The organism is Alkalicoccus luteus (assembly GCF_052061695.1).
GTDB classification, from domain to species: Bacteria; Bacillota; Bacilli; order Bacillales; family Salisediminibacteriaceae; genus Alkalicoccus; species Alkalicoccus luteus.
The window spans coordinates 1-11,112 of record NZ_JBPZEY010000023.1 but is presented as its reverse complement, the minus strand read 5'-3'; the positions used below and the strand labels follow the sequence as shown (position 1 = coordinate 11,112).

Here is an 11,112-nt window from a genome sequence, read left to right as displayed (position 1 = left end):
GTAGTAAACTAAGTATAGACGATCATCTGGGAAAAAGGGAGCAAAAAAGATAAAGAAGACCAAAAACGTCCACAAGGACGTTTCTAGTCTTCATCAAGGACTTTTTCAGTGGCCCCGTTTTTCCCGCCGGCTTTTTTTATTGTGCGTTGAAATGATAAGTTGGGCGTGGAAAATGAAAACTTTCGGTATCGGTTTGATAAGATTTTCGCTATCAAGAACGAAAGTTGATAACCGTAATAAGTTTCAGCCTGAGGTTGATAAGTTGAGCATCGAGCTTGAAATGTTTGCACCTCGGTTTGATAACTTCAGCAGTAAGAATGAAAACTTTCCTCCAGACTTGCTAACGGCTGACGAAAGCCATCCGACTGCCATCATTTCTTAAGACAGCTCAAAAGTTATGTCTCCTCTGCCTGCGCGTAAAACGCTTCTTTCAGCAGCCGCTCCTTGTGTTGTTTTCAGCGCCTTACCGTCTAAATCCTTAACCGGCCACCCGTTTATTTTCCTTGTTTCATAAAAAAAGCGCCCATCCGGCGCTTTTTTGCTCGTCAATTTCCATTTAGAGCACTGTGCATCGTCTCCACGACAGACTCTTTCCCGAAGGTTTCGGTAACGTGCCAGATGTCTTCGCCAGATTCTTCACCGCCGTGATTTAAATGAACGTCCAGATCGTGAAAGATGCGGTGAGCGTAGCGGAGTGCCCGCTGATTTTCCTGCTGCACACCGTAAATGAACAGCTCCGCTCCTTTATCGATGTCGTGCTGCAACAGCGACGGTTCAAGCAGATGCTCACTCATGTAATACATATTTTCAGTTATGTCTCCGTAGTATTCACCTTCGTAGCCTGCGTCTTTATCCTGAATATCGTCATAGGCAAACACCTCAACCGCACCGTAGCCGGTGATATTGTTAAACGCTTCGTGCAAATCATACAGAGCGGCGAGTGCATCCTCCTGTTTGCCGTCCCGAATGCCGACGCTGTAATCTGCATCAGAAAAAGACAGATCAAGCTCGGTATAGACTTCTTCCAGCTCACGTACAGCTGCTTCCGCCTCTTCCGCCATGCCATCCGGCTTTTCCACTGCCTGCCGCTCCGGCGCCTGTCCTGTCGCCCGCGGCTCTCCCCACAGATCCAGTCCGAAAACCGCCGCTGCTGCCATTACGCCGGCTGCACATACTGCCGCACCTGCAGCTACCCACTTCTTCATCATTGACTCCCCCTCATGTAAACACTAGTTTGATGGTACTAGTCTTCCAGTGAGGAATCAACACTTCCTGGTGCTTCCGACCGTAAAAAATCTATTTTTTCCCATTCAGGCCGGAGCAGCCGCATGAGCAGGATGTCGTGCCGTCTGCCGTTTCTCAGCAGCGCTTCCTGCATTCGCCCCTCTTCCAAAAATCCCATTTTGTTGTATAAACGGACAGCACGGACGTTATCTGCAAACACTCGGAGCTGAACCCGGTGCAGGGTAAGATCCTCGAAGGCACGATAAAGCAGCAGCTGCATCGCCTCCTGACCGAATCCTTGTCCCCAGCAATCCTTTTCTCCAATATCGAGAATACATTCTGCCGACTGATTTTCAACGTCGATCTGAACGAGTGAGGCGATACCGATCGTTCTGCCGGTGGAAAGCTCCAGCATCCAGCTTTCCGCTGCTTTTTGCCCAATGAGAACCTCCTGCACAAATTGAACGGTTTCCGAGTAGGTAGGAACGGCCGTGGTCATGCTCGTATGCTGCATGACCTCCCAATCCGTGCGCCAGCGATGGTACAAGGGTGCATCTTCTTCTGAGACTGGACGCAGCTTCAGCCTGCTCATGCTTTTACTCCGCGCCAGAACACGCTCCAGATCATCTCCAAATACGCTTTCCGGTCGACCGAGCTGTGCTGGTAATAGCGGATATCAAAATCCGTGCCGCCCAGCATGCATAAATAGCTTCGTAAAATCTGCTCAACCGTCAGCTCCGTCGTCAGCTCGCCTTCTTCTTGCCCGCGTTCAATAATGTCAGCCAGGAGGGCGTCCAGCCGGCGAGTTCCCTGCGTGGTAATGCTGCTTATTTTTTCCTCCAGCCCCGACGGCGGAAAAAAGAGAAACCGGTAATAAAACTGACTGAGCAGATGCTCCTCTTCAAACGCTGCGACCGCTTCTTCCAGCAGTGAGCGCAAAATATGAGCCGCTGTCCCCTTCTGTTCATTGATCATTCGTTTCAACAAATCATGGTACCCTGCTTCCCCTATTTCGACCGCCTCTAAAAAGATCGCTTCTTTATTTTTAAAATGGGCATAAAGTGAAGGCTTTTTAATTCCAACCTTATCCGCAATCGCTCCGAGGCTAGTTCCCTCATAGCCTGAGGCCGTAAACAGCTCTAAGCTCGCTTCCAAAATCTTCTCCCGGGTTTTCATCATTTCACTTCCTTTAAAAGCTGTGCTATAATCTACCTAACGAACGGTAGGTAGTCTACTGTCCTTAGGAGGTGCCGTGATGTTTGACTATATATGGCTTGCTTTTACAGCCTGGTTTATGGGCTTTTTTCCGTTGTTTGAAATTTACATTGCGGTTCCTGCCGCAATGGCGATGGGACTGGATATGTATTCCGCGCTTTTCTGGTCCTGGCTCGGTAATTTTCTCGTGATTCCGTTCATTGCTTATTTTTACGATTGGCTGACTCGCTTCCCAAAAATAAATCGGTATTTCACCAGACTTGCTTCCTCCCGCTCGGCCAGGCGTATGAACAAAGGAGGATTCGCGATGGTGCTGCTCGCCACTCCGGTGATCGGTGCCTGGGCGGTAGGCGTTGCCGGTAAAGTTATCGGTATGGATAGAGGCCGCCTATTTACGTCTGCTGCTGTCAGTATCGCCGTCTTTGGATTCATTATCGCCGTGCTGACCCGCTTCGGTATTGATTTCGTGCAGTAAATGTTACGAATATTTTTCCGGCAGCAGATCCAGCATGCTGCAGACAACCGTTTTAGATTGATACGGAATAATCGCTTCGGCATCTGCGGCATAGTCGCTGATCAATTCCCGGCACATCCCGCATGGCGCAACGACCCAGCATCCGCCTTCTTCATGCGGATGCGGATGAGCTACGGCAACGACTGCCTCCAGCCCCCTCTCTCCGGCTGTAAGCGCCTTTCCCAGCGCCACTGCCTCCGCGCACACCGCAATGCGGCCAACATTCGCTTCCAGGTGAATGCCGGTAAAGATGCTCCCCGAACTCGTTCGTACCGCTGCCCCGACGTGATGCCGTCCATATGCATCATTCTGCTGAATCACCCGCTCTGCTGCATCAATCAGCCGCTGCGAGCGGCCTCGTATGAAGCTTACTCATCGCGCCGCCCCTGTTAAAATGGATTGGATGACGGCGGTTTTTTCATCAGCGTAATCTTGAATGTGACGCCATTTCTTTGCAGCGAGCCGGCGCTTATCCGCCGCATAGCGCTCCCTGTCATCTTCCGAGCTGCGAAGCCTGTCCCGAAAGGCGAGCATTCGCTTTGTCTCCTCTTCCCCCTGCGAAAATACGTGCAGATTGACGTCTGTCCGGCTGCTTTTGAACAGACGGTGCTCATACCAGTCCGGTTCTCTTATATGCAGACGGAATCCTGCCTGCTCAAGCGGAGGCACATACGCTTCTTCATCGGCCGCATCTGCCACCTCGAGTACGATATCAATCACCGGCTTTGCAGGAAGTCCTTCCACGGATGTAGAGCCGACATGTTCCAGCAGCTTCACCCGGTCCGCCAGCGCTCTGTTGATCCATGCCGCTTCCTGCTCGTAAAGCCTGCGCCACTCCGGCGTATACTCCTGCAGAAAAACCTGGGCGTTATGCGGCTTTCGTTCGCCGACGGTTATCTCATTCATTTCTTTATCCGTACGCACTGGCAATCATCCTTTCTACGTTTAGTTTACCTGCTTCAGGGCTAAAGGGTCTTACAGACGATCATCGAAAGGAGTACGCCTATGGACCGCATTGACCGCATTCGTCAAAAAGAGATTGACTACCACGATGATTTGTATAAAAAAACGCCGCTGTTTGAAGAGGGCTCGTGGCTCGCTAAGCCCGCCGGCGTCGTGGAAACTTACTTTCATAAGCTTCCCGCACCTCCCACGGCAAGAATCCTCGACCTTGGTTCCGGTGTAGGACGCAACAGTATTCCGCTCGCGCAAATGGCGGAAAACGGGTCAGTAACAGCCGTCGACTTTTTAGAGCGGGCCATTTCCGAGCTGAAGCACTATGCAAAGAAGTATGACGTTGCAGAGCGGATCCAGGCCGTTCAGTCTGAGATTGAAGCATTTCCGATTGAAGCCGGTACGTATGATTATATCATTGGTGTCTCCAGTATTGAGCACGTGAAGTCAAAAGAGGAGCTGCGCCGGCTTCTTGATCAGCTGCAGCTTGGCACGAAGCCGGGCGGCATTCACTGCTTTATTATGAATACACGCACCCAGGATGAACAAGTCGATGGCGAAGAGGATCTGTCGGTGGAGGTAAACATGAGCACGAATGAAGCCCTGGAGCTGCTGAATAACAGCTATTCCGACTGGGAAAAGCTGCACGAAAAAGTGAAAACACTTTCTTTTTCCACCGACCCTGACGACATGAATGACGACGGTTTTCAGTCGCAGGCATTAACATATGTCGTACAAAAACCGTTCAGCTGAGCGGTTTCCCCATCAACAGGCACGGATTCTCCTTTCCCCAGAGCTCAGGAAATTCATGCAGCGCGATAAAACCGTTCGCCGTATAAAACGCTCTGCTCTGCTTGTAGCCCGGGTCCGGGTGAGCGGCTGACAGCGTTTTAACAAGCAGCATCCGGTACCCTTCTTTCGTAAGTTTTGTCTCCACCGTCTCAAGCAGCTTCCGTCCGATCCCGAGACGGTGGCTGCTTTTCTTTACGCCCATTACATATATTTCCGCTGACTGCGGATTATGGCTTTCGATGCTGATAAAGCCGAGCGTTTCGCTGCCGCGGACAGCTCTCAGGCTTTTCAGCTCCGCAGACCGCTGAACGTAAGCTTGTAGCGCCTCCTCGATTCCGAACCACTCCGGCAAATCTCGCAGTACTTCCTCGGCCGCCTGTTTAATAGCGAGCGGCCCCTTCATTTCTTCTATTAAGACACTCAAGCTATCTCCTCCTTTTTCTTCAGTATAAACCGCTTCATGATCTTCAAGAAACGTTTACATTTTTTTACACCTTCCTAACATGTGCTTCATATGACGTTAACATCCGGCCGGTACGATGGAACAGGAATCAGGAAAGAAGGAGGATGTGTGATGGCAGAAGGAAGCGTGCAGCTCAAGCACGTAACAAAAAGCTACAACGGCGAGACGTTCGCCGTTCGCGATGCAGACGTGACAATTGAACCTGGTGAATTTTTCGTGCTCGTCGGTCCCTCCGGCTGCGGGAAAAGTACGATGCTGCGCATGATTGCAGGTCTTGAAGAGCTTACTGCAGGAGAAATTGTTATGCACGGAAAGCCTGCGAATGACACGGCTCCAAGCAAACGGCGACTGTCGATGGTATTTCAAAATTATGCACTTTATCCGCATTTATCGGTTGAGGAAAATATTTTATTCGGACTGAAGGTGCGTAACATCTCGAAACAGGAGCGGAAGAAGCGCTGCCTTGAAGCCTGCGACATGCTCGGCATGACGGATTACCTGAAGCGGAAGCCGCGCGAGCTTTCCGGCGGACAGCGTCAGCGTGTTGCGCTCGCTCGCGCGGTTGTCAGTGAAATGCCGGTCTGCTTAATGGATGAGCCGCTTTCGAATCTGGATGCGAAGCTGCGGGCACAGATGAGGACGGAGATCCGCCAGCTGCAGCAAAAGCTCGGCATTACAATGATCTATGTCACCCACGATCAGGTGGAAGCGATGACGATGGGCGACCGCATGATGGTACTAAAGGACGGTGAAGTTCAGCAGATCGGGCGTCCGCTTGACTTATACAACCGTCCCGCTAACGAGTTCGTCGCCGGCTTTATCGGAGCGCCGCCCATGAACCTCACTGAAGCGGTTATAGACGGCGCCGGAGAGCTCCACGTGCACGGCACCCGCGGCTTATTTCCGGATAAAGCATGGAACCGGCCCGGGAAGGTGCGTCTCGGTATCCGGCCGGAGCATTTGCATCTTGAACCTTCCGCCTCAACAGACTGGGCGCTCTCTGTTGTAATACGGACGGTGGAAATACTCGGCAATGAGACACTGCTCACGATGAGTGCCGGACCTGACCGGTGGAAGGCGAAGCTGCCCGGCCAGTGGGACTTTAAGCAGGAGAGCGAGGCGACCGTTTACTTAAACAGCGCCGATCTGCACGTCTTTCATGCTGAAACGGGCACTGCGATGCCAGGACAGGTGAGAGCGCAAATGCAGGAGGAGGCGTCGCTGTGAAGCAGGCAGAAGAACTCCCTCACCGGGTGGAATCGGTCCAGGAGGCAGTTGAACGATACCGCGTTCCGTCAGCTAAGTCCGTTTGGCAGAAATCGCGAAACTACCGGCTTGCTCTGCTGTATCTGCTGCCTTCGCTCGTCTTGTTCGGCGTCTTCATGTTTTATCCGATGATCTATTCCTTGTACTTAAGCTTTTTCTTTACGGATGCACAAGGGTCCCCCGCGTTATTTGTCGGTCTCGAAAACTATGCCTACTTGTGGGAATCGGCTTCCTTTCGGCGCAGCGTCATTGTCACCCTCCTGTTTGTTGCGATGACTGTGCCTGCAGGCGTCGTGCTCGCCCTGTTTCTGGCGCTGATTGCAAATGAGAAACTGCGCGGCATCGGCTTTTTCCGGACGATATTTGCCTCAACGCTCGGGATGAGCGTCGCAGCCTCTGCTGTCATCTGGCTGTTTATGTTTCATCCGACTGCAGGTATTTTGAACGCTATGATGCTTGGCCTGAATCTGCCAGCGGTTTCCTGGCTCCAGGATTCGACGATGGCACTCGTTTCCATCGCGATCACCACGATCTGGATGAACACCGGATTTTCGTTTCTGATCCTGCTCGGCGGGCTGCAAAATATAGATGAACATTTGTATGAGAGTGCCCGGATCGATGGCGCCGGCTACTTTTATCAGCTCCGGCGGATTACCGTACCGATGCTCTCACCGACGCTGTTCTTCATTATTACCATTTCGTTTATTAATGCATTTCAATCGTTCGGTCAGGTCGATATTCTGACCGGAGGCGGTCCAGCTGAAGCGACAAACCTGATTATTTATTCGATTTACCGCGAAGCGTTTATTTACTATCAGTTTGGCCCGGCCAGTGCGATGGCGATCGTCCTGTTTGCTGCTGTCCTTGTCTTGACGCTGCTTCAGTTCAAGTTTGGCGAAAGGAAGGTGCACTATCAGTGATGCGCAAAACGATTCTGTATACGCTCTTAAGCCTTGCGGCGCTGGTGATGTTTTTTCCGATTCTCTATGCGTTTTCCGTGAGTTTCATGACGAGTGAGGATATTTTAAACCGACAGGTGATTCCAACAGCGCCAACGCTTGATAATTACCGCGGTGTGCTGGAATCCGTACCGATTCTGCACTACTTAATGAACAGCTTCATCGTTGCCTCAACGGCTACGCTCGGCATGCTGCTCGTCAGTGCCCTCGCGGCGTTTATCTTTGCCTTTATACCATTTAAAGGGAGACAAGCCGTGTTTCTGCTCTTTATTTCGACGCTGCTGATTCCCTGGGAAGCAACGATGATCCCGAACTTCCTGACGATTCAGTCGCTCGGCTGGATGAACAACTATTTAGCACTCACCGTGCCGTTTTTCGCGCTCGCCTTTGGCACGTTTCTGCTGCGCCAGCATTTTAAAACCGTGCCGCACGAACTGTATGAAGCGGCACAGGTAGAAGGGTTATCCCACTTTCAGTTCTTTTATAAAGTTGTCGTTCCCTACGCGAAAACAAGCTTTGTCACACTCGGTATTTTCGGCTTTTTAACGACGTGGAACATGTATCTCTGGCCGCTGCTCGTTACAACAAATGACACGGTCCGTACCGTTCAGATCGGCCTGCGCCGATTACAGGCTGATGAAGTCGCCACCAATTGGGGGATCGTTATGGCAGGCGTTGTGCTTGTGATCATTCCGACGCTCATTCTGCTTGCAGCAGGCCAAAAACAGCTGCAGAAAGGACTGACGAAGGGTGCCATCAAATAAAACTGCTCACGGAAAGGGAGTTTTTACAATGAAAAAATCGATTATGCTCTGGAGCGCACCGCTCTTGTTTTTAGCCGCCTGCGGCAATAATGCGGAGAACAACAGTGAAGAAAATGGCGGGGCTGCCGAGGCAAACGAGCCGGAAAATACAGAAGAAGCGGATGATACAAGCGAAGAAGCTTCGGATGACACGGTTGAAATTGAGTTCTGGCACGGCATGGGAGGAGGACTCGGCGATACGCTGGAGGCTCTCGTCGATGATTTCAACGCCTCTCAGGATGATTATTATATTCAGCCGGAATATCAAGGCTCGTATGAGGAGCTGCTCACACAGTTTCGTACCGTAGGCGGCACGGAAACGGCTCCGGCTCTCGTTCAGATGTTTGAAGTCGGCACAAAGTATATGATCGAGAGCGATTACATCACTCCGGTGCAGGAATGGATCGACGCAGAGGATTATGACGTCGATCAGTTAGAAGAAAACATTCTCAGCTACTATACGGTGGATGACCAGCTGTACTCGATGCCGTTTAATTCCTCTACACCAGCTCTCTATTTTAACGTCGATAAATTTGAAGAAGCCGGACTTGACCCGAACAACCCGCCGCGCACCTTCTCTGAAATTGCAGAAGCTGCGGTAGCATTGACTGACGATGATACGTACGGTTTCTCGATGCTCGGTCACGGCTGGTTTTTTGAGCAGCTTATTGCGACTCAGGGCCAGGAGTATGTAGACATGGATAACGGTCGCAGCGGTGATGCGACGGAAGTGACCTTCGGCGGCGAAGAAGGCTTGAAGGTGTATGAATGGCTGAATGACATGAACGAAGCAGGTACGTTCGAGTACTTCGGCCGTGACTGGGATGATCTGCGGGCTGCCTTCCAAAACGGGGATGTTGCCATGTACATGGATTCCTCTGCCGGCACTAAGCAGGCAGTAGAGGATGCTCCGTTCGAGGTAGACCTCTCCTTTGTTCCCCACGCCGATGACATCGATCCGAACGGTGTGGTCGTAGGCGGTGCTTCGGTCTGGATGGGCAGCGGCATCAGCGAAGAGGAACAGCGCGGTGCATGGGAATTCATGAAGTGGTTCAATGAGCCTGACGTACAGGCTGAATGGCACGTCAACACCGGCTACTTCTCTACTCATCCGGACGCCTACGATGAGGAAATTGTTGCAGAAGAGCACGAGCAGTTCCCGCAGCTGACCGTTCCGATCGACCAGCTTCAGGAAACCGTTCCATCAACGGCTACGCAGGGCGCCCTGATTACGGTATTCCCTGAGTCACGTGAACAGGTCGTCACGTCGCTCGAGGCGCTCTACCAAGGAACCTCTCCGGAGGAAGCGCTGCAGCAGGCAGTCGAGGGCTCAAACCGGGCGATCGAAGTGTCCGGACGAGCGTCTGAATAAGCTATCATTTGCTTGTTCAGTGCGGTACTGAAATCAACCTGCAGCTCAAACGTTTGCTGCGATCCAGCCGGAAACATCCGGCTGGATTTTTTGCTGTAGACGCGGTTCAGCAGACGGCTATCTGGTATATGACATCTATTGTGAACAGACCACATTCCTTCAAAATCCATCGCTTGTAAAAGTATTCAACTTTTACCGGCAAATCATTAACCCGACTCATGAGATGTTCAACTTTCGTCGCAAAAGCATTAACATTCGCCGGCAACTGTTCACGAGCATCAACTTAGGACTGCTATAACGAAGAAACGTTCATCCCGCCTGACCAAATGATCAACTTTCCCGTTCAAACGTTCAACTATTCTGATTGCCGCAGACGGACTCTCAACAATAAATGCGTGCAGCTCACAGCGCTCTTATTTCGTCATCACGTGTGTTATGGAAAGCATCTCAGAAGCGATCGGTTTATGTTTAGCTTCGCATTTCTGAAAAATAGGCTTCGGATACATCCACGGCGTCCTGAACGGAAAAGCACTTCACCGGTGCGAGACCAATATTACCGGTATGCACCTGCTTTTCTGCTTCAAGCTTCTTCCCTACCTGTTCAAACTCCTCGTTGTCCACCTCGATATCCTCATATGTGACCCATTGTGAACCCGCATCGGTTTGAATCGACGCGCCTGTCCGGATTCGCTTTCCGCCCGGCGCCCGGTATTCGCCGAGATGAAACGTCGTGCAGGAATCGTAGCCCGCCCCAATCATCAGTACGTCGGCATCTGTTCGGTAAAGCTTTCCGAGCGGAGAGGCCTCCCCGAGGCTCCAACTAAGCTGATGGCCTGCCGTCAGCTTTTCAGCATCCTTTCCCCATGCAGCAAATGATACAGCCGGATGAGCGCTCCGCTTCACGTCCGGCAGCGTCCGGAACAGCTCTGGGATCTTCCCCATCCCTCTTGTCGGTGTCACCGCTGGATCGTACGCTGGCATCGTCGCGCGGATCTCGTCCCACCACTGCTCGGGAACGGCCGGGTTGCTCCAGTCAGCAGGATCACTCCAGTCCCCGGACTGGCTCGGCATGACGATGGTACCAGCATCCGTTATCGTTTCCATCAGCGCCTGAATCACGGCCTGTGTTCCTCCGTTTACCCAGCCGATGCTGGATAATGAACTATGCACCAGAACTGTGCTCCCTGATTCAATTCCGATCACGCTTAAATCTCTCTTTATCGTATGTACGGTTTGCAATTCGTTTGACTTGTTCACGATGTTTTCCAATGACATATGCTGACCCCTTCTCTGTTCACTACTCACAATAGCACAGAGCGTTTTCAAAGAAAATATTTCCTTTTTATATTATCACTTGATTTTAAAAAAAATCGTCAACCTCCAACAGTACTCCTGACCCCAAAAATGACTTATTTCAATAAATGAGCAAAGGGGGCTGTCTAAAAAGCTCTTCTTGAAACAAAAAGCGGTGCCGGATATGTCCGGTACCGCTTTTTTTTGGAATGAAATGAGAAAAAGACAAAAAAATAGCAGAAATCCGAGCGGCCTTC

13 protein-coding genes are annotated in these 11,112 nt (G+C 51.3%); 6 read left to right on the top strand and 7 right to left on the bottom strand.

Annotated elements, in window-relative coordinates; genetic code table 11:
- Positions 1-545: 545 nt before the first annotated feature.
- From ACSZLD_RS16760 to ACSZLD_RS16750, 3 genes are read right to left on the bottom strand one after another with little or no spacing between them, the layout of a single operon-like run.
- Entirely contained in the window at positions 546-1,205 is a 660-nt protein-coding gene (locus tag ACSZLD_RS16760) for a hypothetical protein (protein WP_444685857.1), read from the bottom strand.
- A gap of 38 nt (positions 1,206-1,243) precedes the next feature.
- Complete coding sequence (locus ACSZLD_RS16755; protein ID WP_444685856.1) at positions 1,244-1,816, bottom strand: GNAT family N-acetyltransferase; 573 nt, start codon at positions 1,814-1,816, stop codon at positions 1,244-1,246.
- On the bottom strand, positions 1,813-2,400 hold the full coding sequence (locus tag ACSZLD_RS16750) for a TetR/AcrR family transcriptional regulator (RefSeq protein WP_444685855.1): 588 nt from the start codon (positions 2,398-2,400) through the stop codon (positions 1,813-1,815). Before ACSZLD_RS16750 ends, ACSZLD_RS16755 begins: the two co-directional genes overlap by 4 nt.
- A gap of 79 nt (positions 2,401-2,479) precedes the next feature.
- Here ACSZLD_RS16750 and ACSZLD_RS16745 point away from each other — a divergent pair, with 79 nt between their 5' ends.
- Positions 2,480-2,914: a small multi-drug export protein gene (locus ACSZLD_RS16745; protein ID WP_377910532.1), complete on the top strand. Its 435-nt coding sequence runs from the start codon at positions 2,480-2,482 to the stop codon at positions 2,912-2,914.
- A 3-nt stretch (positions 2,915-2,917) separates the two neighbouring features.
- On the opposite strand, the gene ACSZLD_RS16740 is transcribed toward ACSZLD_RS16745, so the two are convergent.
- On the bottom strand, positions 2,918-3,316 hold the full coding sequence (locus ACSZLD_RS16740; RefSeq protein WP_444685859.1) for a cytidine deaminase: 399 nt from the start codon (positions 3,314-3,316) through the stop codon (positions 2,918-2,920).
- A gap of 9 nt (positions 3,317-3,325) precedes the next feature.
- On the bottom strand, positions 3,326-3,877 hold the full coding sequence (locus ACSZLD_RS16735) for a GrpB family protein (RefSeq protein ID WP_377910533.1): 552 nt from the start codon (positions 3,875-3,877) through the stop codon (positions 3,326-3,328).
- Between the two features lie 81 nt (positions 3,878-3,958).
- Between ACSZLD_RS16735 and ACSZLD_RS16730 the strand changes: the two genes are divergently transcribed.
- Positions 3,959-4,660, top strand: a complete 702-nt coding sequence (locus ACSZLD_RS16730; RefSeq protein WP_377910534.1) for a methyltransferase domain-containing protein — start codon at positions 3,959-3,961, stop codon at positions 4,658-4,660.
- Here the strand turns inward: ACSZLD_RS16730 and ACSZLD_RS16725 are convergent.
- A complete protein-coding gene (locus ACSZLD_RS16725) occupies positions 4,653-5,123 on the bottom strand; it encodes a GNAT family N-acetyltransferase (protein ID WP_377910535.1) in 471 nt (156 codons plus the stop codon). The two genes, ACSZLD_RS16730 and ACSZLD_RS16725, sit on opposite strands and share 8 nt — an antisense overlap.
- A 150-nt stretch (positions 5,124-5,273) precedes the next feature.
- Here ACSZLD_RS16725 and ACSZLD_RS16720 point away from each other — a divergent pair, with 150 nt between their 5' ends.
- The 4 genes from ACSZLD_RS16720 to ACSZLD_RS16705 are packed head-to-tail and all read left to right on the top strand — an operon-like array spanning position 5,274 to position 9,562.
- On the top strand, positions 5,274-6,389 hold the full coding sequence (locus ACSZLD_RS16720; RefSeq protein ID WP_444685854.1) for an ABC transporter ATP-binding protein: 1,116 nt from the start codon (positions 5,274-5,276) through the stop codon (positions 6,387-6,389).
- A 26-nt stretch (positions 6,390-6,415) separates the two neighbouring features.
- Positions 6,416-7,348 (top strand): carbohydrate ABC transporter permease, encoded by a 933-nt coding sequence (locus tag ACSZLD_RS16715; protein ID WP_444685858.1) that lies wholly within the window; start codon positions 6,416-6,418, stop codon positions 7,346-7,348.
- Entirely contained in the window at positions 7,348-8,151 is an 804-nt protein-coding gene (locus tag ACSZLD_RS16710; protein WP_444685853.1) for a carbohydrate ABC transporter permease, read from the top strand. Before ACSZLD_RS16715 ends, ACSZLD_RS16710 begins: the two co-directional genes overlap by 1 nt.
- Positions 8,152-8,179: 28 nt before the next feature.
- Positions 8,180-9,562, top strand: coding sequence for an ABC transporter substrate-binding protein (locus tag ACSZLD_RS16705; protein WP_444685852.1), 1,383 nt, complete (start codon positions 8,180-8,182; stop codon positions 9,560-9,562).
- Between the two features lie 468 nt (positions 9,563-10,030).
- Here the strand turns inward: ACSZLD_RS16705 and ACSZLD_RS16700 are convergent, their stop codons facing one another.
- A complete protein-coding gene (locus ACSZLD_RS16700) occupies positions 10,031-10,837 on the bottom strand; it encodes an AAC(3) family N-acetyltransferase (RefSeq protein ID WP_444685851.1) in 807 nt (268 codons plus the stop codon).
- Positions 10,838-11,112 lie beyond the last annotated feature (275 nt).